The organism is Actinoplanes lobatus (assembly GCF_014205215.1).
In the GTDB taxonomy this organism is placed as follows: Bacteria; Actinomycetota; Actinomycetes; order Mycobacteriales; family Micromonosporaceae; genus Actinoplanes; species Actinoplanes lobatus.
On record NZ_JACHNC010000001.1, the window covers coordinates 4,732,517 to 4,755,372 of the forward strand.

General features: G+C 71.2%; 20 protein-coding genes and 5 tRNA genes. 17 read left to right on the plus strand and 8 right to left on the minus strand.

Annotated features, from left to right (window positions below; genetic code table 11):
* Positions 1-199 precede the first annotated feature (199 nt).
* Genes BJ964_RS21850 through BJ964_RS21875 form a run of 6 tightly spaced genes read left to right on the plus strand, consistent with a single transcriptional unit; the run spans position 200 to position 7,361 of the window.
* Positions 200-1,534 carry a TrkH family potassium uptake protein gene (locus BJ964_RS21850; protein ID WP_188122401.1) on the plus strand — a complete coding sequence of 445 codons (1,335 nt, stop codon included), beginning with the start codon at positions 200-202 and terminating at the stop codon, positions 1,532-1,534.
* Positions 1,527-2,198 carry a potassium channel family protein gene (locus BJ964_RS21855; RefSeq protein ID WP_188122402.1) on the plus strand — a complete coding sequence of 224 codons (672 nt, stop codon included), beginning with the start codon at positions 1,527-1,529 and terminating at the stop codon, positions 2,196-2,198. The genes BJ964_RS21850 and BJ964_RS21855 overlap by 8 nt, the downstream gene beginning before the upstream one ends.
* 42 nt (positions 2,199-2,240) lie before the next feature.
* Entirely contained in the window at positions 2,241-2,564 is a 324-nt protein-coding gene (locus BJ964_RS21860) for a type VII secretion target (protein WP_188122403.1), read from the plus strand.
* Positions 2,564-3,712 (plus strand): WXG100 family type VII secretion target, encoded by a 1,149-nt coding sequence (locus BJ964_RS21865; RefSeq protein ID WP_188122404.1) that lies wholly within the window; start codon positions 2,564-2,566, stop codon positions 3,710-3,712. The genes BJ964_RS21860 and BJ964_RS21865 overlap by 1 nt, the downstream gene beginning before the upstream one ends.
* Before the next feature lie 2 nt (positions 3,713-3,714).
* Positions 3,715-3,999 (plus strand): hypothetical protein, encoded by a 285-nt coding sequence (locus BJ964_RS21870; protein WP_188122405.1) that lies wholly within the window; start codon positions 3,715-3,717, stop codon positions 3,997-3,999.
* 38 nt (positions 4,000-4,037) lie between these two features.
* Positions 4,038-7,361: an AfsR/SARP family transcriptional regulator gene (locus BJ964_RS21875; protein WP_188122406.1), complete on the plus strand. Its 3,324-nt coding sequence runs from the start codon at positions 4,038-4,040 to the stop codon at positions 7,359-7,361.
* Here BJ964_RS21875 and BJ964_RS21880 read toward each other — a convergent pair.
* From BJ964_RS21880 to BJ964_RS21890, 3 genes are all read right to left on the minus strand, one after another.
* A complete protein-coding gene (locus tag BJ964_RS21880; RefSeq protein WP_188122407.1) occupies positions 7,343-8,104 on the minus strand; it encodes an ABC transporter permease in 762 nt (253 codons plus the stop codon). The two genes, BJ964_RS21875 and BJ964_RS21880, sit on opposite strands and share 19 nt — an antisense overlap.
* Entirely contained in the window at positions 8,101-9,075 is a 975-nt protein-coding gene (locus tag BJ964_RS21885) for an ATP-binding cassette domain-containing protein (RefSeq protein WP_188122408.1), read from the minus strand. Before BJ964_RS21885 ends, BJ964_RS21880 begins: the two co-directional genes overlap by 4 nt.
* A 72-nt stretch (positions 9,076-9,147) precedes the next feature.
* A complete protein-coding gene (locus BJ964_RS21890; RefSeq protein ID WP_188122409.1) occupies positions 9,148-10,479 on the minus strand; it encodes a cation:dicarboxylate symporter family transporter in 1,332 nt (443 codons plus the stop codon).
* A gap of 81 nt (positions 10,480-10,560) precedes the next feature.
* Between BJ964_RS21890 and BJ964_RS21895 the strand changes: the two genes are divergently transcribed.
* Positions 10,561-11,913 carry a glucose-6-phosphate dehydrogenase gene (locus BJ964_RS21895; RefSeq protein ID WP_188122410.1) on the plus strand — a complete coding sequence of 451 codons (1,353 nt, stop codon included), beginning with the start codon at positions 10,561-10,563 and terminating at the stop codon, positions 11,911-11,913.
* Here BJ964_RS21895 and BJ964_RS21900 read toward each other — a convergent pair.
* Complete coding sequence (locus BJ964_RS21900; protein WP_188122411.1) at positions 11,894-12,643, minus strand: class I SAM-dependent methyltransferase; 750 nt, start codon at positions 12,641-12,643, stop codon at positions 11,894-11,896. The genes BJ964_RS21895 and BJ964_RS21900 overlap by 20 nt on opposite strands.
* Positions 12,644-12,688: 45 nt before the next feature.
* On the opposite strand from BJ964_RS21900, the gene BJ964_RS21905 reads away from it, so the two are divergent.
* Positions 12,689-13,267: a TetR/AcrR family transcriptional regulator gene (locus tag BJ964_RS21905; RefSeq protein WP_188122412.1), complete on the plus strand. Its 579-nt coding sequence runs from the start codon at positions 12,689-12,691 to the stop codon at positions 13,265-13,267.
* On the opposite strand, the gene BJ964_RS21910 is transcribed toward BJ964_RS21905, so the two are convergent.
* Positions 13,254-13,613: a DUF2784 domain-containing protein gene (locus BJ964_RS21910; protein ID WP_188122413.1), complete on the minus strand. Its 360-nt coding sequence runs from the start codon at positions 13,611-13,613 to the stop codon at positions 13,254-13,256. The two genes, BJ964_RS21905 and BJ964_RS21910, sit on opposite strands and share 14 nt — an antisense overlap.
* Positions 13,614-13,866: 253 nt before the next feature.
* Here BJ964_RS21910 and BJ964_RS21915 point away from each other — a divergent pair.
* The 6 genes from BJ964_RS21915 (at position 13,867) to BJ964_RS21940 (ending at position 15,051) form a co-directional block, all read left to right on the plus strand.
* Positions 13,867-13,939: transfer RNA gene (locus BJ964_RS21915), tRNA-Arg, on the plus strand.
* 57 nt (positions 13,940-13,996) lie between these two features.
* Positions 13,997-14,070 (plus strand) — tRNA-Leu (locus BJ964_RS21920).
* 27 nt (positions 14,071-14,097) lie between these two features.
* Positions 14,098-14,188: transfer RNA gene (locus BJ964_RS21925), tRNA-Ser, on the plus strand.
* 12 nt (positions 14,189-14,200) lie between these two features.
* Positions 14,201-14,275, plus strand: a tRNA-Pro gene (locus BJ964_RS21930).
* A gap of 9 nt (positions 14,276-14,284) precedes the next feature.
* Positions 14,285-14,372: transfer RNA gene (locus tag BJ964_RS21935), tRNA-Ser, on the plus strand.
* Positions 14,373-14,463: 91 nt separating this feature from the next.
* The gene (locus BJ964_RS21940; protein ID WP_188122414.1) at positions 14,464-15,051 is read left to right on the plus strand and encodes a dihydrofolate reductase family protein; all 588 of its coding nucleotides are present in this window, start codon (positions 14,464-14,466) and stop codon (positions 15,049-15,051) included.
* Here BJ964_RS21940 and BJ964_RS21945 read toward each other — a convergent pair.
* The 3 genes from BJ964_RS21945 to BJ964_RS21955 form a co-directional block, all read right to left on the minus strand.
* On the minus strand, positions 15,029-15,595 hold the full coding sequence (locus BJ964_RS21945) for an NUDIX domain-containing protein (RefSeq protein ID WP_188122415.1): 567 nt from the start codon (positions 15,593-15,595) through the stop codon (positions 15,029-15,031). The genes BJ964_RS21940 and BJ964_RS21945 overlap by 23 nt on opposite strands.
* A gap of 109 nt (positions 15,596-15,704) precedes the next feature.
* Positions 15,705-17,288: an MFS transporter gene (locus BJ964_RS21950; protein ID WP_188122416.1), complete on the minus strand. Its 1,584-nt coding sequence runs from the start codon at positions 17,286-17,288 to the stop codon at positions 15,705-15,707.
* 75 nt (positions 17,289-17,363) lie between these two features.
* Positions 17,364-19,223: an elongation factor G gene (locus BJ964_RS21955; protein WP_188122417.1), complete on the minus strand. Its 1,860-nt coding sequence runs from the start codon at positions 19,221-19,223 to the stop codon at positions 17,364-17,366.
* Between the two features lie 247 nt (positions 19,224-19,470).
* Between BJ964_RS21955 and BJ964_RS21960 the strand changes: the two genes are divergently transcribed.
* From BJ964_RS21960 to BJ964_RS21970, 3 genes are all read left to right on the plus strand, one after another.
* Positions 19,471-20,061, plus strand: a complete 591-nt coding sequence (locus BJ964_RS21960) for a CPBP family intramembrane glutamic endopeptidase (protein WP_203832482.1) — start codon at positions 19,471-19,473, stop codon at positions 20,059-20,061.
* A gap of 58 nt (positions 20,062-20,119) precedes the next feature.
* Positions 20,120-21,691 carry a DHA2 family efflux MFS transporter permease subunit gene (locus BJ964_RS21965; protein WP_188122418.1) on the plus strand — a complete coding sequence of 524 codons (1,572 nt, stop codon included), beginning with the start codon at positions 20,120-20,122 and terminating at the stop codon, positions 21,689-21,691.
* Positions 21,692-22,141: 450 nt separating this feature from the next.
* Positions 22,142-22,810 carry a phosphotransferase gene (locus tag BJ964_RS21970; protein ID WP_188122419.1) on the plus strand — a complete coding sequence of 223 codons (669 nt, stop codon included), beginning with the start codon at positions 22,142-22,144 and terminating at the stop codon, positions 22,808-22,810.
* Positions 22,811-22,856: the final 46 nt, after the last annotated feature.

Consider the following 22,856-nt stretch of genomic DNA (forward strand, 5'->3'; position numbering starts at 1 on the left):
GTGAATTCCGGTTACCCACCGCAACGTGTCAACCGTCGCACTCCCGGCCCAGGGCTCATGTGAGCCGGAGCGGGTTGCCCTGGCATCGTATCGTCGTGGCCACAACCCGGGCTGCCCCGGGGGAGTGAGACCAGTCGATCAAGAGGGGGCGGGCAACCCTCGTCCAGCACGGGGGCATGTCGGGTGATATGAACCATTGGTGCGATCAACCTGGCGGCACCCGGCCCGTGTCGTGCCGTTCGCGTTCCTGGCCCTGATCATCGCCGGAACCGGCCTGATGATGCTGCCGGCCGCGCACTCCGGGCCCGGGCACACGCCATTCGTCACCGCACTGTTCACCGCGGCCTCCGCGGTCTGCGTCACCGGCCTGTCGGTCGTCGACACCCCGACCTACTGGTCCCCGTTCGGTCTCGTGCTGCTGACCGTGCTGTCGCAGGTCGGAGGCTTCGGGATCATGACCCTGGCCACCCTGCTCAGCCTGCTGGTGTCGCGCCGGCTCGGGCTGCGCAGCCGCCTGCTCGCACAGGCCGAGAGCGCCGGCCTCACCGGCACCAACCTGGCCGGTCTGCTGCGCCGGGTGGCGATGGTCATGCTCATCGCGGAGGGCGCCATCACCGTCGTGCTCACCCTGCGTTTCTGGCTCGGGTACGACTACACGTTCGGCCGTGCGCTGTGGGAAGCCGTGTTCCATGCCGTGCAGGCGTTCAACAACGCCGGGTTCGCCCTCTACTCCGACAGTCTCGTCGGGTTCGTGACCGATCCGTGGATCTGCATCACTCTGGCGCTCGGCGTCCTGGCGGGTTCGATCGGCTTTCCGGTCCTGTTCGAACTCGCGCGCGAGTGGCGTACCCCCGGAGTTTGGTCGACCCACACCTGGCTGACGGTGATCGGAAGCCTGATCTTCACGATCGTCGGGTTCGTGGTCTTCCTGACCTTCGAATGGCGCAATCCGGGCACGCTCGGGCCGTTGAGCACATCGGGCAAGATGCTGGCCGCGTTCACCCAGGACGTGATGACCCGGTCCGGCGGGTTCAACAGCGTCGACCTGGGCAGTCTGAACAGCGAGACGATCGCGGTCACCAACGGCCTGATGTTCATCGGCGGCGGCAGCGCGAGCACCGCCGGCGGCATCAAGATCACAACGTTCCTGCTGCTGGCGTACGTGATCTGGGCGGAGATCCGCGGCGAGCCGGACGTGGTCATCCGCAAACGGCGCATCGCCGAGGAGAGCCAGCGGCAGGCCGTCACCGTGGCCCTGATGGGTGTCGCGCTGGTCGCCACCGGTACGGTCGTGCTGGACGCGCTCACCGACGACATCCCGTTCGACCGCGTGCTGTTCGAGGTCACGTCGGCGTTCGCGACGGTCGGGCTCAGCACCGGCATCACCGCCGGCCTGCCGCCCTCCGGCCAGATCCTCCTGGTCATCCTGATGTTCTGTGGCCGGGTCGGCACCATCGCGGTCGGCACCGCGATCGCCCTCAACACCCGCCGCCGGCTCTACCGCTACCCGGAGGAGAGACCCCTCGTTGGCTGACGCGAAACTGCCCAAGGGCGGCCACGTCGCGGTGATCGGCCTCGGCCGGTTCGGCGGCTCGGTCGCGGAAACGCTGCGGGAACTGGGCTACGAGGTGCTCGGCATCGACAGCGACCCGCGCATCGTCCAGGACTGGGCGGACCGGCTCACCCAGGTCGCCGAGGCCGACGCCACCGACGAGGACGCGCTGCGCCAGCTCGGCGTACACGAGTTCGGGCGGGCCGTCGTCGGCATCGGCACCAACCTGGAGACCAGCATCCTCACCGTGCTCACCCTCGCCGAGATCGGCGTGCCGGAGATCTGGGCCAAGGCGGCCAGCGTGAAACACGGCAAGATCCTCTCCTCGGTCGGCGCCGACCACGTCGTCTTCCCCGAGGCGGACATGGGCGAACGGGTCGGCCACCTGATCACCGGCCGCATGCTCGACTACATCGAGTTCGACGACGGCTTCGCCATCGCCAAGGTCCGCGCCCCGCGCGGCGCCGCCGGGCGCACCCTCGCCGACCTCGGCCTGCGCACCAGGTGGGGGGTCACGGTGGTCGGCACCAAACGGCCCGGCGAGGATTTCGTGTACGCCCGCCCCGAAACCGTCATCCCGGACAACGCCGTCCTGATCGTCGCCGGCGACACCGCCAAGGTCGAGTCCTACGCCGACGAGAACTGACGGGAACAGGGTCATCGACAGGAGCGCATATAGTGCGTTCCCATGGGAGATCGCCCTGGACCGTCGTTATCGGTCACTCCGGACGAGCTGCTCCGGCACTCCGCGCACCTGCGTGACATAGCCGACGAACTTGACGAGATCGGGCGGGCGGCCACAACCACACAGCCCGGCCCGGAATCCTATGGGCGGATCTGTGCGATCGTCCCGGAGCTGCTGAACGAATTCCGGGAACCCCTGATCCAGGCGATCGGCGTAGCGGTCACGTCGGTACGCGACACCGTCGGCGCCGTACGCGCCGTGGCGGAAGCCTACGAGCTGAGCGATGAGGCGGCCGCCACCGTGGTCCGCGACGCCGGCGGGCGCTGATGGGGAACGCCTATGTGGCACCGCCGGTCGACGTACCGAAGGATCCCTGGGCGGGTGTCTGGATCGCCGAGGACATCCGGCTCCTCCGTCAGGGGGTGGAACGCGGCGACTGGATCGACGGCTCTCTCGGTGTCGCGGGGGCATCCCTGGACGCTCTCGCCCTGGTCAGTGACCCTCTCGGGGTGCTGTCGCAGTACGGCGTCGCCTGGATGATCGAGCACGTGGAGCCGCTCTGCGAGACGCTGGACCAACTCGCCGGCGACCCCGGGCAGATCCGGGCCCACGCTCAGACCTGGCGCAACGTTTCCGCGGGGCTGTCCCGGCAGGCCGAGGAGATCGACCGGGCGGTCCGGTTCGACGTGTCCGAGTGGAACGGCGCGGCCGGAGACGCGTACCGCGAACGGTCCGGGCAGCAGTGCGCGGCCATCGGCGCGCTGGCCGTCGCGGCGGAGACGATGGCCGTGGTCACCGAGGTGGCGGGGCTTCTCGTCGCAGCGGTCCGGGAACTCGTCCGCGACGCGATCGCGACGCTGGTCTCGCGGCTCGTGGTCTACGCCGCAGAGGAGGCCGTCACGTTCGGGGCGGCGACGCCGCTCGTTGTGGAGCAGGTCGGCACGCTGGTGGCCTCCTGGACGGCGAAGATCGCCCGCTGGGTGCGGAGCCTGCTGCGCAGCCTGGACGACCTGGCCGCCGCGGTCCGGCGCATCGAACGGCACGTCGAGGACCTCAAAGACCTCCTGGCCCGGATCCGGAAGGCCGAGGACGAGGCCGGCGCCCTCCAACGGGTCAAGAAGAAGGGCGCCGGAGCGGTACAGCTCTACCGGATGGCCACGGTTCGGTCGATCGCGGAGAAGTACGGCATCGACCTCTCGGGTCTGCGGATCTCGCTGGCCGACACGAAATTCCGGGGCAACTGCGGCGAGACCCGTCCGGACGGTTCGATCGTGCTGTACGTCTCCGGGTTCCGCAGCGAGGAGGACCTGGCCCGCACGCTGATGCACGAGAAGTTCCACCATGACGAGCTCGCGTCCGGCAAGCCGTATCCCCGGGACCGGGCCGAGTTCGACGCCTTCGAGGACCGGGCGTACGCGTACGAAGATCTCTGGTGGGACAATCAGCCGATTCGGCCGGAACCGCGGAAGCGATGACGATGACGACGTACGACCGATGGCTCGATGCCTACAGCCTCGCCTATGACACCGTTCACGAGCCGTTCGAGACCCCCTGTCCACACTGCGGGAGCAACCGTCTGCGGCTGGTGTTCACCGGGAATTCGGAGTCCGACGTCGGCTATGCGCATTTCTGGTGCGACCACTGCCTGCACGGAATCGGTGTCTCCCGCACGATCATCCCGGACGGGGCCGTCGTTCAGGACATCCGGCAGGCACCCGCCGAACGGCAGCCGTCGATCCCTAACTACCGGCTGATCCGCTGAATTTTGGGGTGGTGGCGTAGCCGGGGGAGGATCGGGGCGTGAGTGGGAACGGGGACCGGCTTCGGGTCGGGCTGCTCGGGGAGCTTCGGGTGTGCCGGGGGGACGTCGATGTGACGGTGCCCGGCGCCCGGCTGCGGGGGCTGCTCGTGCGGCTCGCGGTGGCCGGTGGGCGCCCGGTTCCGGCCGGGGCGCTCGCCGGTGCGGTGTGGCCCGAGGAGCAGCCCGGGGATCCGGCCAACGCCCTGCAATCGCTGATCTCCCGGCTGCGGCGGCTGCTCGGCGGCGGGGACACCGTCACCCAGGCCGAGGGCGGCTACCGGCTGGCGGTCGAGCCCGAGGACGTGGATGCCGCCCGGTTCGAGCGGCTGGTGGCGGACGGGCGGGAGCGGCTGCGCGGGGACCAGCCGCAGACGGCGGCCGACCTGCTGCGGGAGGCGGTCGCGCTGGTGCGCGGGCCGGTCGCGGCGGAGTTGGGCGAGGTGGCGCCGGCCCAGGCCGTCCGGCTCGGGCGGGTGATCGTCGAGGCGGGCGCCGACCTGGCCGAGGCCGAGGTGGCGCTGGGTGAGCTGGACCGGGCCGCGGACCGGCTGACCGGGCTGCTGGCCGAGCATCCGCTCAACGAACGGCTGGCCGGGCTGCTCATCGACGCGCTCGCCGGTCAGGGGCGGCAGGGTGAGGCGCTCGCCGTCTACGAGAGGATCCGGGAACGGCTCGCCGACCAGCTCGGGGCCGATCCGGGGGCGGCGCTGCGGGAGCGGCATCTGCGGTTGTTGCGCGGTGCTCCGGTCGTACCCCCGCGAAGTGAAGCCGGACCACCGCGAAGGGCGAGTGATCCGCGGGGTGAGGCCGGGCCACCATCGAGGGCGAGTGCGGCGAATGCGGCGAGTGGCAATCTGCCCGCGCCGCTGACCAGCTTCATCGGGCGGGAGGACGACCTGGCCCGGATCGATGCGCTGCTGACGCGCGGGCGGCTGGTCACCGTGCTCGGGCCGGGTGGCGCGGGCAAGACCCGGCTGGCGCTGGAGGCGGCCCGGCGGTACGGCGACCACTACCGGGACGGGACCTGGCTGGTGGATCTGGCGTCGGTGACCGAGCCGGCGAAGGTCGGCGCGGCCGTGGTGGCGGCGGCGGGGCTGCGCGGCTCGGCGCTGTTCGAGACCGCCAACCGGGTCCGCCCGGACGACCGCGACGACCTGGACGTGCTCGCCGAGCGGCTCAGCGGGCGGGAGATCCTGCTGCTCGTCGACAACTGTGAGCACCTGGTCGACGCGGTCGCGCATCTGCTGTCGCGGCTGCTGGTGTGCAGCCCGCGGCTGCGGGTGCTGGCGACCAGCCGGGAGCCGCTCGCGGTGGACGGCGAGTCGCTGGTGCCGTTGGGGCCGCTCGGCCTGCCCGAGCCGGGCGCCCGCGCGGTGGAGGCGGCCGGGGCCCCGGCGGTGCGGCTGTTCGCGGAGCGGGCCGGTGCGGTGCGGCCCGGGTTCACGGTCGGCGACGGCACGGTGGGTGACATCGTCCGGATCGTGCGCGGGCTGGACGGGCTGCCGCTCGCCCTCGAACTGGCCGCGGCCCGGCTGCGTACTCTCGGGCTGGCCGAGCTGGCGGACGGGCTCTCCGACCGGTTCCGGCTGCTCACCACCGGTAGCCGTACCGCCCAGCCGCGGCACCGCACGCTACGCGCGGTGATCGCCTGGAGCTGGGATCTGCTCGACGACGCCGAACGTGCCATGGCCGAGCACGTCGCGGTGCTGCCCGGCGGGGTCACGGTGGCCTCGGCCGCCGCGGTCAGCGGGTCCGGCGCCGCCACCGCCGATCTGCTGGCCTCCCTGGTCGACCGGTCGCTGCTCCAGCTGGCGCCGGGCGGCCGCTACCGGATGCTGGAGACGATCCGCGAGTACGGCCTGGAACGTCTCGCCGAGCAGGGTGTCCTCGGCGAGGTCCGGGCCCGGGCGGCCGCGCACCTGGCCGGGCTGGTCGCCCACCACGACCCGCTGCTGCGGACCGCCGGGCAGATGGCCGCGATCCGGGTGCTGCGCGCCGAGTACGACAACGCCCTCGCCGCCCTGCGCCACCTCTGTGACATCGGGGACGCCCCGGCGGCGCTCGGGCTCGCGCTGGACCTGTGCTGGTACTGGCACATGCTGGGCCGGCACGCCGACGCCGCGTACTGGCTGGCCGAGGCGCTCGCCGTGCCCGGCGACACCGTCCCGGTGCTGGCCGACTGCGCGGAGGCGGTGCTGGCCCTCAACCGGGGTGGCCCTGAGCCGTCGCTGGTCGGGGAGACCGCCGCGCGCCGTCAGGAGCGTCTGCGGGCTCTCGCCCAGCGGATCGCCGGGCATCCGGAGCTGCCCGGCCCGGCCGGGGTCATCGCGACCATCACGCTCTACTTCGCCGGCGAGAAGGAACTCGCGGACCACCGGATCGAGCAGCTGCTCGCCGGGCCGGACCGGTGGAAGGCGGCGCTGGCCCACATGTACCGGGCCCAGATCGCCGAGAACGACGGCGACATGCGCGGGATGTCGGAGAACGCCGGCGCGGCCCTCGACGCGTTCCGGGCGATCGGCGATCGGTGGGGGCAGGCGTCGGTGCTGCCGCTGCGCGCCCTGATCCGGCAGTACGACGGCGATCTGGACGGGGCGCTCACCGATCTGCGGGCGGCCCGGGCGTTCGCGGCCGAGTTCGGTTCACTGGACGTCAACGACGAGATCTTCATCGACCTGCGCTGGGCCGACCTGCACATGCGCCGCGGCGACCCGGACGAGGCGACGACCGCCCTGGTGTCGGCCCGGGACCGGGCCGACCGGTCCGGGTCGCGGGAGATCCAGCTGCTGGTCGACGCGCTGGAGGCCGGGATGCTGGTCTGGCAGGGCGAGCTGGACCGCGGTGAGGAGCTGATCAACCGGGCCGCCGACGCGCTGGGGGTGGACGCCGACGAGATGCCGATGATGGGCGGCGACCACGGCACCGCCATCGTCGGCGCGATCCGGGCGTGGGTGGCGCTGCACCGTGGGGACCCGGGTACGGCGGAGAAGGCGCTGCTGGTCGCGTACCCGGCCGCCCTGGAGACCCGGGACATGCCGATCCTCGCGCTGGTGGCGGTCGCCGCCGCCGGGCTGGCCGGGCTGCGCGGACGGCACCGGGACGCGGCGGTGCTGCTGGGCGCGTCGGCCCGGCTGCGGGGCGCCCACGACCACACCGAGCTCAACGTGGCGAAGGTGGCCACGGAGGCCCGGGCGGCGCTGGGGGACGACGGGTTCGGGGAGGCGTACGCCATCGGCTGGACCCTGGACGCGGAAGCCGCGCGGAGTCTGGTCGACCCCGCGCGGCGTTCACTCGGCCCTTCTCCTCAGGCCCGGCGGTTGTAGGCGCGCAGCGCCAGCGGCACGAACACCACCAACAGCCCGCCCATCCACAGCAGTGTGGTGGCCAGCGGCCCGGCGACCGGCCCGCCGACGAGCAGCCCCCGGATCGCCTCGACCAGCGGCGTGATCGGGTTGACCGACACGAACGCCTGCAACCAGCCGGGCAGCGTGTCGGTCGCCACGAACACGTTGGAACCGAACGTCAGCGGCAGCACCAGCAGGAACATGATGCCCTGCACCGCGCCCGAGGTCCGGACCATCATGCCGACCCACACCGAGATCCAGCAGAAGCAGAGCCCGAAGCCGATCGACAGCGCCACCGCGCCGAGCGCCGGCAGGAAGCCGGTCTCCACCCGGAACCCCATGATGGTGCCGAAGAGCAGCAGGCTCACACACACCGACAGGTAGCGGACCACGTCGGCGGACACCGCACCGATCAGCGGCGCGGCCCGGGAGATCGGCAGCGACCGGAACCGGTCGAAGACGCCCTTCTCGATGTCCGCGTTCAGGTTCTGGCCGAGCGCCACCCCGCCCATGGCCAGCGACTGCGCCAGCATGCCGGGTAACAGGAACTGGAGGTACGCGTGCCGGTCGCCGTCCGCGATGGCGCCACCGAACAGATAGGTGAACAGCAGCAGGAAGATCACCGGCTGGATCGTGACGTCGATCAGCGCCTCCGGTGTCCGCATCGTCTTGATCAGGCTGCGCTTGGCCAGGGCCGCGCTGTGCATGGCGATCGCGGTCATACCAGTTCCTCCGTCCGGACACGCCCGGTCAGAGCGTGGAACACCTCGTCCAGGCTGGGCAGATGCAGCGCCAGCTCGGTCACCTCGACGCGATCGGCACGCAGCGCCGGGATCAGCTTGTCCAGTGCCTCGTCACTGCTCACCGGCACGGACGCCGCGCCGGGACGGGAACCGGCGGCCTCGTCGATACTCGCCGCGGTGCCCGGTGCGGCCACCAGGTCGAGCAGCCGCAGCACGTCCGGCAGCCGGGCCGGGTCGGCCGGGCGTACCCGCAGCGTCTGGCCGCCGACCTTGCGCTTCAGGCCGTCCGGGGTGTCGTGGGCGATCACCTTGCCGTGGTTCACCACCACGATCTCGTCGGCGAGCGCGTCCGCCTCCTCCAGGTACTGGGTGGTGAGCAGCACACTCGCGCCGCTGGCGACCTGGTTGCGGACCACACCCCACATGTCCTCGCGCTTGGCCGGGTCGAGGCCGGTCGTCGGCTCGTCCAGGAAGATCACCTCAGGCTGCCCGACCAGGCTCGCCGCCAGGTCCAGGCGACGGCGCATACCGCCCGAGTAGGTCTTCGCCGGCCGGCGCGCGGCCTCGCTGAGATCGAACCACTCCAGCAGTTCGTCGGCCCGGCGCCGCGCGTCCCTCCCGCTCAGATCGAGGAGACGCCCGATCAACACCAGATTCTGTACGCCCGTGAGGTCCTCGTCGACGGAGGCGTACTGGCCGGTCAGGCCGATTTTGCGGCGCACCTGCCGCGGATTCTTGAGCACGTCGATCCCGGCCACGAAGGCGCTGCCCTCGTCCGGGCGGAGCAGGGTGGCGAGCACCCGTACCGCGGTCGTCTTGCCGGCGCCGTTGGGCCCGAGCACTCCCAGCACGGTGCCGCGGCGCATCGACAGGTCGACCCCGTCGAGCGCCTGCGTGCTCCCGAATCGCTTGCGCAGCCCCTCGGCGCGCACCACCAGATCTTCGGTCATGCCGAGAAGGTTGCCGGTCCCCGCTGGCACGGCCCGCACACGCCGCTGACACGGCCCTGGCACGCGGCACTGTCACGCTGTCACCCGGACGGCGGTGCGCTCACCGTCCAGCATCCCCTCCTCGTCGAACGGGTCGTTGCCGGAGAGGACCGCATGCGCGCGGTCGCGGTCGAACTCCCTGGTCCAGACGCCGATCAGCACGGTGGCGACCGCGTTGCCGGCGAAGTTGGTCAGCGCCCGCGCCTCGGACATGAACCGGTCGATGCCGACGATCAGGCCGACCCCGTCGACCAGGTCGGGACGGTGGCTCTGGAGACCGCCGGCCAGCGTGGCCAGGCCCGCCCCGGTCACCCCGGCCGCGCCCTTCGACGCGATGATCATGAAGACGAGCAACGAGACCTGCTCGGGCACCGACAGCGGGTCACCCATCGCCTGCGCCACGAACAGCGACGCCATCGTCAGGTAGATGGCCGTACCGTCCAGATTGAAGGAATATCCGGCCGGCACCGCGATGCCCACCACCGGCCGGCTCACCCCCACGTGCTCCATCTTGGCGATCAGCCGCGGCAGCGCCGACTCCGACGACGACGTCGACACGATCAGCAGGAACTCCCGGCCCAGGTAGCGCAGCAGGCGGAAGATGTTGATCCGGGCGACCAGCCAGAGGACCGAGCCGAGCACCCCGAAGACGAAGATCGCGCACGTGACGTAGAAGCCCAGCATGATCTGCGCCAGGCTGATCAGCGCGTCCACACCGGTGGCGCCGACCACCGCCGCGATCGCGCCGAACGCGCCGAACGGGGCCAGCCACATCAGCATCGCCAGGATCCGGAAGACCAGCCGCTGGAACAGCCCGACGGCGCGCAGCACCGGCTCGGACCGCTCACCCAGCGACTGGAGGGCGAACCCGGCCAGCAGCGCCACCAACAGGGTCTGGAGCACGTTGCCGGTGGCCAGCGGGGAGAGCAGGCTGTCCGGGATGATCCCGAGCAGGAAGTCGGCGGTGCTCTCGGCGCTGTCCGCACCGACCGCCTTCTGCCCGGCCGCGGCGACCGTCTCGTCCAGGCTCATCCCGGAGCCCGGGTGGATCAGGTTGCCGACCACCAGGCCGATCGCCAGCGCCACCGTCGACATGGTGAGGAAGTAGGCGAGGGCCAGGCCGCCGACCCTGCCGACCCGGGCCGCCTGCCGGATCGAACCGACCCCGAGGACGATCGTGCAGAGGATGACCGGCGCGATCATCATCCGGATCAGGTCGACGAACCCGGTGCCGATCGGCTTCAGCCCGACCGCCGTCTCCGGGGCGAGCAGGCCGACGGCGACGCCGAGCAGGACGGCCACGATGACCGCCAGGTACAGATAGTGGGTACGGTCGCGCTCGATCGGGGCGGTTGTGGTGATCACCTTCAGGAAACGACCCGCGGCCGGGGGATGACACGAGCGCACGGCCGAGTACCGGCCGGTGTCCGGGGGTATCCACCGCCCATGACGGATCAGACCCTGATCATCCTGGGCGCGACCGGTGACCTGACCGGCCGGCTGCTGCTGCCCGGGCTCGGCGCGCTGCTCACCGCCGGGCAGGTGCCCGGCCTCACCCTGATCGGCGCCGCCGTCGACGACTGGGACGACGCGCGGTGGCGCGCCCGGGTCCACGACTCGTTCGGCGACGGTCCGGTGGTCGCGGAGACCGCCGATCGCACCCGCTATCTGCGGACCGACGTCACGCACGCCGACGACCTGCGGCGACTGCTCGGGGAGGCCCGCGGCTCGGTGGCGATCTTCTTCGCGCTGCCGCCCGCGGTGACCGCCAAGGCCTGCCGGGCGCTGCTCGACGTGGATCTGCCGGAGGGCACCCGGCTCGTGCTGGAGAAGCCGTTCGGCACCGGCAGCGCCGCGGCCGCCGAGCTGAACGCCCTGCTCACCCGGCTGGTCCCGGAGGAGCGGGTGCACCGGGTCGACCACTTCCTCGGCAAGTCCACGGTGCTCAGCATCCTGGGCCTGCGGTTCGCCAACCGGATCTTCGAACCGCTGCTCGACAACACCCACGTGGAGTCGGTGGAGATCGTCCTCGACGAGGACCTGGCCCTGGAGAACCGGGCCGGCTACTACGACCACGCCGGCGCGCTGGCCGACATGATCCAGAGTCACCTGCTCCAGATCCTCGGCCTGCTCACCATGGAGGCGCCGTTCACCCTGGAAGCGGCCGAGTTCCGGGACCGCAAGTCCGACGTGCTGCGCGCCACCCGGCCGTGGAGCGACGATCCGGCCGAGTGCAGCCTGCGCGCCCGCTACACAGCCGGTGAGCTGGGCGGGCGCGAGTTCCCGTCCTATGCCGACGAGCCCGGCGTCGACCCGGACCGCGGCACCGAGACCCTCGCCGAGCTGATCGTCGCGGTGGACACCTGGCGGTGGGCCGGGGTGCCGTTCCGGCTGCGTTCGGGCAAGGCGCTCGGGAGCCGGCGCAAGGAAGCGGTGATCACCTTCAAGAAGCCGCCCCGGGTGCCGGACGGGCTGCGCGGATGCGACCAGCCGGACCGGCTGCGCATCGGGTTCGGGCCGGACCGGCTGGCCGTCGACATCAACATCAACGGGCCGGGCGACCCGTTCCTGCTCGATCCGGTCACCCTGGCGGCCGAGTTCGGCGAGGGCGACCTTCCACCGTACGGGGAGGTGCTGCGCGGCGTCTTCGAGGACGACCCGACCCTGTCGGTGCGGGCCGACACCGCCGAGCGGTGCTGGCGCATCGTCGAGCCGGTCGCCGAGGCGTGGCGGGCCGGGAAGGTGCCGCTGCGCGAGTACCCGGCCGGCAGCTCCGGGCCTACGCTGCCGTTGCCGTGACCACCACCGTCGTGTACGGCATGGTGAACCGTTCCGGGGTCGCCTCGCGCAGCCCGTCGAGCAGGGCCGCCAGCTCGGCCGGTGGCAGCAGCTGGTGGCCGCCGGCGGTGGGCACCAGGTCGAGCCAGTCGGCGCGGGTGTATTCGTGCCCCCATTCGTACCGCCACTGCTCGGGCTCGGTGAAGGTCCGGTTCCCGGTCAGGCCGTCGGCGGTCCTGTCGCCCACGGTCGCGTACGGGTCGGCCATCGCCCACGGGTTGAACGGCAGGCTCGGGGCGACCCTCCGGTAGACGTCGCCGAACGCGGCGGCCAGCTCGGGGCCGGGCTGCCAGGTGTTCCAGAACAGCGCGATCCGGCCGCCGGGGCGCAGGATCCCGGCGGCCTTCACCGCGCCGGCGGCCGGGTCCACCCAGTGCCAGGCCTGGGCGGCGGCGACCACGTCGAAGGTACGGCCGCCGGGCTCCCAGTCCTCGAAACGGGCCTCCTCGACTCCGAAGCCGTGCCGGCGTGCCGCCCCGGCCATCCGGGGGTCGGGCTCGACGCCTAGCACGTGGCAGCCCGCGTCGCGGAACTGGCGGGCCGCGATCCCGGTGCCGATGCCGACGTCGAGCAGGTCGCGGCCGGACTCGGCGATCCTCTCGATCATGGCCTTCGGATAGCGGGGACGGGCGCGGTCGTACCGGTCGGCGTCCAGCCCGAACGACTCGGCGATCTCCTTTTTAGTGGGCATGCGCCCACTTTAATGGGCGCTTGCCCACTCGACTAGGTTTGCCTGGTGCCGACCGGTGTGGCCCTGCGCGACGTGCGGGAACAACTCTTCGACGCCGCCGACCGGATCCTGCTGCGATCCGGCCCCGAGGCGCTGACCAGCCGTGCCGTCACCCTCGGGGCCGGCTGTGCCAAGGGCGTGCTGCACCGCCACTTCGCCGACTTCGACGCCTTCCTGGCGGAGTACGTGCTGGATCGCGCCAACCGCATGGACACCGAGACCCTGCGGTTGCGCGAGGCCGTCGGCACCGGGACCGTCACCGGCAACGTGGCCGCCGCCCTGACGTCGCTCTTCGGATCGGTCGCGGTCGCCATCGTCGCGCTGGTCACCTTCCGCGACGGGCTGCGCGCCCGGCTTCGCGAGACCTGGCCGGCCGGCGTCCCGGTGCTCACCGACGCGGCCGTGATGATCGGCGACTACCTGGAGGACGAGCGGGCCCGCGGCCGGGTCGCGGCCGGCGCCGACACCGCGACCCTCGGCGCCGTGCTGATCGGGACCGCTCACCTGCTCTTCGCCGACCGCACCGGCGCCGCCCCCACCCCGGATCAGATCCGCCGGACCGTCGAGACGATCATCCCCGTCTGACCCGCCGGCGCCGCACGGCGACCGCGTAGGAGAAGATCACCACGGCCGCGATCAGCAACCGCACCTCATCGAGGTAGCGCTCCGGATAGATCACCCCGGTCAGGTACGTGTCGATGAACCCGCGGCTCAGCCCCGCCTCGCCGGCCCGCTCCCGGGCCCGGTCCTCCACGTAGGTGAGCGGGCAGTTCAGCCCGAACAGCACGATGCACAGGCCCCACAGGGCCGCCAGCAGGTGCAACCAGACCACCTTCGGCCACCGCCACGCCAGGAAACCGCCGAACACCACGAACGCGATGAACAGGAAGTGCACGACCATCGTGACCTCGGCCAGGATCCGGTAACCCATACCGTCCAGTTTCCTCGATTAATTCGTTGGACGGGTCCCCGCGCCATTGCCTACCTTGGTTTCAGCGCCGACCGAGCGAGTCAGATCAGGAAGAGGAGGGGAAGCGATGTCCGCCGAGCAGATGCTCCTCCTGAGCCGACCGCTGGGGCGGTGGCGCGGCTAGCAGCCTGCTAGCGATCTTCGCGCCGCCCTTCCGATCATCGGAACCGGGCGGCCTTTTCATTTCCCTCGACAATTCCACAGCGGATGACCGGTCCCCGTAGCTCAGCGGAGAGAGCACCGGATTACGGATCCGGGTGTCGGGAGTTCGAATCTCTCCGGGGACACACCCGCCCTCGTGGCCGGTGCGCGTTCGAATCGCGCCGGGGCACGTGCGGCACCAGGCCCGGGTAGCCCAACTGGCAGAGGCGCCGCGTTCAGAGCGCGGAGGATGGGGGTTCGAATCCCTCTCCGGGTACGCAGGGGACCGTGACTGGTCCACCATGGAGGGCTGGCCGAGCGGCCCAAGGCGGCGGATTGCTAATCCGTAACAGGGGTGACAACCCCTGTCGAGAGTTCGAATCTCTCGCCCTCCGCGGAAGTACCACCGGGTCGTGGCGCAGCTTGGTCAGCGCGCTCGCTTTGGGAGCGAGATGTCGCGGGTTCGAATCCCGCCGACCCGACTGTTCGATGGAGACGCCAGCCGATGGGTGCCGGCCGCCGCCTCGAAAGCGGTTGGAGGTTTGACGCCTCGTGGGGGTTCGACTCCCTCCGTCTCCGCGTTCGTTAGTGAATCGCCGCGTGAACGGCTTGCGTGAACCACCGGCGGGGGAGAAACCTGCGATAAGGGATGCGCAGAAGGAGGCCTGCCATGGGCAAGGTCGTCGCTGCCCTGTCCATGTCTCTGGACGGGTTCGTCGCGGATGAGAACGACGGCGTCGGTGAGCTGTTCGGCTGGTACCAGAACGGCGACGTCGAGGTGCCGAGCGCCGACCCACGCTGGATCTTCCACGTCTCCCAGGCGAGCGCCGGCTTCCTGCGCCCCGCCCTGACCGGCGCCGGCGCGCTGATCTGCGGGCGGCGGCTCTTCGACCGCACCGACGGCTGGGGCGGGCGGCACCCGGCCGGCTGCCCGGTCTTCGTGGTCAGCCACACGGTGCCCGGCGGCTGGCCCCGGACGGACTCCGAGACCAGCTTCTACACCGACGCCATCACCGCCCTGGAAGCCGCACAGGACACGGCCGGGGAACGGACCGTCTCGGTCTCCACCCCGGCGCTCACCCAGCAGTACCTGGACGCCGGCCTGCTCGACGAGCTCGTCGTGTCGCTGGTGCCGGTGCTGCTCGGCACGGGTGTCAGCTTCTTCCGCGAGCAGGAGGTGGGGCCGATCCGGCTCGCCGATCCCGACGTGATCGAGGGGACCGGCGTCACCCATCTCACCTACCGCGTACTGAGGTAGGCAGTTTGCTCAGGAAGCGGCCCAGATGCGGGTCGAAGTGGGCCGGGTCGGCCGCGGCGATCTCCACCGGGGTCCACCATCGGGCCTGGTGGAACTCGCCGGCGTCCGGGCGCAGCTCATGGCCGCGGTGCAGCTCGGCGACATACCACAGGCTCACGTCGATGTGGCCGGAGTCCAGGCCGACCGTCTCGGTGACGGTCAGGAAGAGCGGCTCGGCCCACGGTTTCGCCACCACCTCGAGCTCCTCCTCGAGTTCGCGGACCGCCGTGTCGTACGGCTCCTCGTCCACCTCGACATGCCCGCCGGGCGGCAGCCACAGCCCGGCGTTGCGGTGCTCCACGAGCAGGACGCTGCCGTCCGCCGGATCGACCGGCACCACGTAGGACACCAGGTGTTTCACCGGCTCGGCCGGCTTCACCCGCCGGTAGACGTCGTCGGTGCGGCGCAGCCACCCGAGCACGTGCCCGCGATGTTCACCCTCCAGGTTGTCGACCGGCTCCAGCCTGGTCACGAGCTCGTGCACTGCCGCCACCGTTGAACGCATGCGGGCATGATGGCAGCTCATTGTGTTGGGCGGGTGACGAATCGCACATGATCATGCGCCAACCGCAGGCGGGCGTGGCGCCCAGGCACCCCTGCGACCACCTCCGGCGTCAGCCGAGCAGGTTGCTGTCGTCGCTGGTCGGCCGCGGGTCGGGCAGGCGGGTCATCCGGAAGGAGTTGAGCAGCCCGAGCAGCGCGGCCAGCAGCGGGATGATCAGCGCCGCCTGGAGCGCGATCGGCCGGGCCTCGGTGTTGATCCGGATGATCTCGTCGTGCACCTCTGGCGGCTTGCTCGCCAGCAGGGTGTCCAGGTGCTCGTTCGTCATCACCTCGGCGTTGTGCTCCAGGGCGTGCGCGACCTCCTGCTTCTCGCCCGGATCGAGCACCGTGCTGCGGTCGGCCAGCGTGGTGAACGACAGGCTGAGCGTGGCCAGCATGATCGCGCCGGCGAAGGCGAGCCCGAACGACAGGCCGAACGACCCGCCCGCCGAGTTGACCGCGGCCGCCTCGCTGACCCGCTCCTCCTCGATGGGCGACAGTGTGTAGTTGTTGAGCTGCGACACCAGCAGGCCGAGCCCGGCGCCGGCGACCGCCAGCGGGATCAGCAGCTGCCAGCCGAAGCCGGCTCGCGGCACCAGCGGGATGAGCGCCGCCGTACCGAGGCTGAGCAGCAGGAAGCCGGTCCGGATGATGACCGCCGGGCGGCGCTTCCCGGCCCGGCGGCCGGCCAGCAGCGCGACCCCGAACATGGTCAGCGACAGCGGCGCCAGCGACAGGCCGGCCTCCAGCGCGTTGTACTCGAGAACCATCTGGAGGTAGATCGGCAGCGCGATCATGACGCCGCCCAGCGTGATCTGCTGGAGCAGCTGCCCGGTGATCCCGGCCCGGAACAGGTGGGAGCCGAACAGGGCCGGGTCCAGCAGCGCGGGCCGGTCCGCCCGCTTGCGCCGCACCAGCCAGTAGGCGAGACCCGCCAGCGCCAGCACACCGAGGCCGATCAGCGCGAGGACCCGGTCGCCGCCCTCCTGCCAGACCAGGATGCCGAGCACCACACCACCCATGCCGACGACCGACAGCACCGCGCCGACCAGGTCGATGTGCCGTGGCCCGGTGTACTCGACGTTGCGGATCAGGCCGATGCCGGACAGCACCACCGCGATGATCACGGCCTCCAGCGCGAACCCGACCCGCCAGGACAGGAACGTGGTGATGAAACCGCCGATCAGCGGCCCCACCGCGGCGGCGATCGCGGCCGCGGCACCGACCATGGCGTACACCTTGGTCTGTGCCTTGCCCTCGAAGTTGCCGTGGATGAGCGACTGCATGGCCGGTAGCAGCAGGGACGCGCCGATGCCGCCGATCAGCGCCCAGCAGACCACGATCGGGGCCAGGCTCTGCGAGACGGTCATCGCCACCGCGCCGACCGCGTAGCCGAGCAGGCCCAGCACGTACGCCCGCTTGCGTCCGATCAGGTCGCCGACCTTGCCGCCGATCAGGATGAACGCGGCCGACACCAGCGCCTCCAGGGCGATGGCCGACTGCACCCGGCTCGCCGTGGTGTCCAGATCGCGCACCACCGCCGAGATCGAGACGTTCATCAGTGAGGTGTCCACCACCAGGACGAACATCGCCATCGACAGCAGCACGGCCAGCCGATTGGGCCGGCCGACCGTCTGCTCCGCATCTCGTGCCATGACGAGAGCCTGGTCGGGGGGCGGCGCCACGACATCCCCCCGTGCGGATGAGATCGTCGTGGCGCCGACCGTTCGCTATGCCGCCGGACGGTAGCCGGCCGGGCGGCTGGTGAACGTGCCTCGGCCGTGCGTGCGGCTGCGCAGCCGGGTCGCGTACCCGAACAGTTCGGACAGCGGAACCGTCGCGGTCACCGTCCGTACCGTCGAATCGGTCACCTGGGCGCGGCGCGCGGCAAGATCGCCGAGCACCGCGCCGAGCGCGTCGGACGGCGCGCTCACGGTGACCTCCGCGACCGGCTCGAGCAGCGTCAGCGTGCAGGCGCGCAGCGCCGCGCGCAGGCCGAACCGGCCGGCCGCGCGGAACGCCATCTCCGACGAGTCCTTCGGATGCGTCTGCCCGTCGGTGAGCGTGACCCGCAGCCCGACCACCGGATGGCCGCCGAGCGGACCGTCGCCGAGCGCCTCCCGGCAGCCCGCCTCGACCGCCCGGATGTACTCGGCCGGCACCCGCCCACCGGTCACCGTGGACGCGAACACGAAACCCGTGCCCGGTTCCGGCGTCACGTCCAGGACGACGTGCGCGAACTGGCCCGCGCCGCCGTCCTGCTTGACGTGCCGGTAGAGCATGCCGGTGACACCGCCGGTCACCGCCTCCCGGTAGGAGACGCGCGGCCGGCCCACCGTCAGCTCCAGGCCGGTGCTCTGCCGCACCTTCTCCACGGCCACCTCCAGATGCAGCTCACCGAGACCGGACAGCAGGGTCTGCCCGGTTTCCGGGTCGGTGCGCACGGACAGCGACGGATCCTCGCCGGCCAGCGCGGCCAGCGCCGCCGGCAGCTTCAGCGCGCCCGCCCGGGTACGCGCCTCGACCGCCACCGACACCAGCGGCTCGGCCGTGCGCGGAGCCTCCAGCAGCACCGGCCGCTGCCGGCTGGACAGCGTCGTACCGGTCCGGGCCGCCTTCACCCCGGCCACCGCCACGATGTCGCCGGCCACCGCACGGTCGATGTCGGTGTGCCGGTCGGCCTGCACCCGCAGGATGCGGGCGATCCGTTCGGTACGCCCGGCGCCCGCGTCCCACACGGTGTCCCCCTTCGTGATCGTGCCGTCGTAGACGCGCAGGTAGGTGAGCCGCTCGCGCCGCTTGAAGACCAGCGCCACCAGGTCCTTCGCCGGGTCGCCGCCGGGCGCCGGCAGGTAGTCGATCACCGCGTCGAGCAGCGGTTCCACCCCCTTGTCCCGGTAGGCCGAGCCGCACAGGACGACCACCGCTTGTCCGCTTATGGTCAGGTCACGGAGCGCCTTCCTCAGGGTCTCGTCCGGCATGTCGTCGAGGTGTTCCAGCGCTTCGGGATGCAGTTCGGCGACCGCTTCCTCCAGTTCCCTTCGTGCGGTTCTCGCTGATGGCGGCGGGTTGTCGACCAGGTCGACCACGCCGGCGAAGTCGCCCTCCCGGCCGATCGGCACCTGGACCACCAGCGGCGTGACCTCCAGCCGGTCGCGGATCGAGGCCACGGCCGCGTCCAGGTCGGCCCCGGGGCGGTCCAGCTTGTTGACGAAGGCGATACGGGGTACGCCGTACCGGTCGGCGGTCCGCCAGACGCTCTCGCTCTGCGGCTCCACCCCGGCGACGCCGTCGAAGACGGCGATCGCGCCGTCCAGCACCCGCAGCGACCGCTCCACCTCGTCGGAGAAGTCGACGTGCCCCGGCGTGTCGATCAGGTTGAGCCGGTGCCCGGCCCAGTCGCAGCTGACCGCCGCCGCGAAGATGGTGATGCCACGGTCGCGCTCCTGTGGATCGAAGTCGGTGACGGTGTCGCCGTCGTGCACCTCGCCGGTGCGGTGGGTCATGCCGGTCGCGAAGAGGATCCGCTCGGTGAGCGTGGTCTTGCCGGCGTCGACGTGCGCAAGGATGCCAATATTACGGACACGCATGATGAATCGGTCTTTCGAGTCTGATCGGAAGGCGGACCGCGCCGTTTACAGGCAGAGACCAGCCCCGGTGGCGCAGCCGGAGCCAGCCGCACCAGACACGAGAATCAGCTCGAAACGCGACACGGGGATGACGACGGCGGTGCGGTAGCGCATGGCCGTGTCTCCTTCCCGATCGCGGTGATGGCGCCACGTTACGGAAGATCCCCCAGGGATGTCGACCGATTAATGTGGGGCGATCATCGTCCTGGTGCTGGTGTTCATGGCGGCGGTCCGCGTGTGGAACCGCCGCGGTCCGGCGCGGGCCCAGCCCTTCACCGGGCCGCTCGCCGCGGCCACGCTGGTCCTTCTCTCCGGGCTCACTCCCGCCGAGGCGGGTCTCACCCTCGCTGCCGGTTGGGGGTACGCGGTGAGCGCGGCCCTGCTCGTCGCGGCCGGCTACGGGGTGGCCCTCACGATCCCGGCCGCGCGCCGGGCGCTGGCCGAACCGTACTTCCCGCACCCGGTCCGCAGCGCCCTCCTCGGCGTGCCGCTGAGCACGGTGATCTTCGAGGAGGTGGCGTTCCGCGGCGTGCTGTTCACGCTGGTCGAACAGGCACACGGACCGGCCTGGGCGGTGGCCGTGACCTCGGTGCTCTTCGGTCTGTGGCATCTTCCGGACAGCCGGGAAGTGGCGTTCACCACCCTGGCGGGCGTCGTTCTCAGCTTTCTCCGGCTGCTCAGCGGCGGACTTCTGGCCCCCATCGTGCTCCATTGGACCGCCAATGGCCTGGGAATACTCACCTCGGCATGGGTGCGCCGATCTGGGCAACCGGATATCGGCGGGCGCGACCAAACCTGAGAACACTGTCGTACCCCGCCGCTACGCTCCGGAATGCCGCCCAACCTGTGGAGATGTTGTGAGCAGTCAATCCGCGGCGGCGCCGGCGAAACTCGACGGTGCCGTCCTCAAGATCGCCGGGGTAGTGGTCCTCGGCGCCATCATGTCGATCCTCGACGTGACAGTGGTCAGCGTCGCGCTGCCCACCTTCCAGAAAGAGTTCAACGCCACCTACGCCGAAGTGGCGTGGACCATGACGGCGTACACGCTGGCCCTCGCCACGGTCATCCCGCTCACCGGGTGGGCCGCTGACCGGTTCGGCACCAAGCGGCTCTACATGGCCGCCCTCCTGCTCTTCACCATCGGCTCCGTCCTCTGCGCCACCGCCGACAGCATCGGCCAGCTCATCGGCTACCGCGTGCTCCAGGGTCTCGGCGGCGGCATGCTCATGCCGCTCGGCATGACGATCATGACCCGGGCGGCCGGCCCCGAACGGATCGGCCGGCTGATGGCCGTCCTCGGCATCCCGATGCTGCTCGGCCCGATCGGCGGCCCGATCCTCGGCGGCTGGCTGATCGACTCCTACAGCTGGCACTGGATCTTCCTGATCAACCTGCCGATCGGTCTGGGCGCGCTGATCTACGCGCAGATCGTGCTGCCGGCGGACCGCCCCGAGCCGTCCGAGTCGTTCGACTTCATCGGCATGCTGATGCTCTCGCCCGGCCTCGCCCTCTTCCTCTACGGCGTGTCCTCCCTGCCCGAGGAGCAGACCCTCGCGGCCAACAAGGTGTGGATCCCGATGCTGGTCGGCGCCGCGCTGGTGATCGGCTTCATCTTCTACTCGTTCAAGCCGGTGCACCCGCTGCTCGACCTGCGGCTGCTGCGCAACCGCAACCTCACCGTCGCGGCGATCACGCTGGCCGTCTTCACCGTCGCCTTCATGGGCGCCGGGCTGCTCTTCCCCAGCTACTTCCTCCAGATCCGGGGCGAGTCGACGCTGCACGCCGGCCTGCTCATGGCCCCGCAGGGCATCGGCGCCATGGTGACCATGCCGATCGCCGGCGTCCTCGCCGACAAGATCCCCGTCGGGCGGACCGTGCCGTTCGCGCTGCTCCTGATCGCGGGCGGGTTCTACACCTTCACCCAGGTCGGGACGGACACGTCGTACCTGCTTCTGTGCGGCTCGCTGTTCGTGATGGGCCTCGGCATGGGCGGCACCATGATGCCGATCATGACCTCGGCGCTGCGCACCCTGACCAACCACGAGGTGGCCCGCGGCTCCACCCTGCTGAACATCCTTCAGCAGATCGCGGGCTCGGTCGGATCCGCCGTCATGTCGGTGATCCTCACCAGCGAGCTGAACGGGTCGCCCGCCATCCCCGGTGTCACCAACCCGGAGACCGGCGCCCCGGTCACCGAGGCGGGCCTCGCGATGGCCGCCCAGTCCGACCCGTCGATCGCCGCGTCCATCCCCGACCCGACCCTGATCGAGCGCGGCCTCCAGTTCGCGGCCGACGCGTTCGCCAACACCTTCACGGTCGGTTTCGTGCTGATGGCGCTCACCATCGTCCCGGCGCTGTTCCTGCCCCGCAAGCACGAGGAGTCCCACCTTCTCGACGACGAGAACGTCCCTCCCGTCGTCCTGCACTGACCCCTGCACGTCGCGCCCGGCCGGCCTCTGCCGGCCGGGCGTTCCGTTCCTTGGCCGGCCTCTGCCGGTCGGGTGTTTCGTTCCTTGGCTGGCCTCTGCCGGTCGGGTGTTTCGTTCCCCGGCTGGCCTCTGCCGGTCGGGTGTTTCGTTCCCCGGCTGGCCTCCGCGGCCGGGTGTTTCGTTCGTCGGCTGGCCTCCGCCGGCCAGGCGTTCCGTTCCCCGGCCACGCCGCTTTCCCCTTCGGTGGGGTTTTCGTCAGCTTTTCACCTCTTTTGCCGGGTGCCTGGGTGTTCTTCTCTTCGGCGGGGCGCCCTCTGCGCCGCCGGCTCTCCGCCGGCCGGGCGTTCCGTATTCGCCGGATCCGGGCGTGTCTACCTGGTGCTTTCCTCGGGCCGGCGCCGATGCCATCGCCGGTGATGGGATTTGCCGGGTGTGGCTACCGTCCCGGGTATGGATCTTCTTGGATCCGGCCGGGAGGCCGACGTCTATGCCCTCGACGAGCACCGGGTCCTGCGCCGCTACCGTCGCGGGGATGACGCCTCGGGCGAGGCCGTGGTGATGGCATACCTGGCCGGGCACGGATTCCCGGTGCCGTGGGTGCACTCGGTGGACGGGCCCGACATGATCCTGGAACGGCTGGACGGGCCCACCATGTCCGATGCCTTCGCGGCCGGGACGCTCACCGTGCCGGACGGCGTCGAGATCCTCGCCGAACTGCATCATCGCCTGCACGAGCTGCCCGCCCGCCTGAGCTCCGTGCCCGGCGACCGCATCCTGCATCGCGACCTTCATCTCGAGAACGTCATGCTCACCTCGCGCGGCCCGGTCGTCATCGACTGGCACAACGCCGCCGAAGGCCCGGCCGCCGTCGACGTCTGCCTGACCGCGATCATCATGGCCCAGGTCGCCGCCGACGGAACCCACCCGCATGCCGCCGCGGCCGCCGAGTTCCTCACCGGCTTCCTCGCCCGGATCGGCGACGGCGCGCTGTCCGCCCTCGGCGATGCGATCGCCGTGCGCCGGGCCGACCCGTCCCTCAGCCCGGCCGAGTCGGCCCGGCTCGCCGACACGGTCACCCCACTGATCCGGGCCGCCTGGCCATCCCACAACCCCGCCTGAGGGCGTCCAAACGTCCAAGATCGCGATGGCGGTGGGGTGCTCCCGC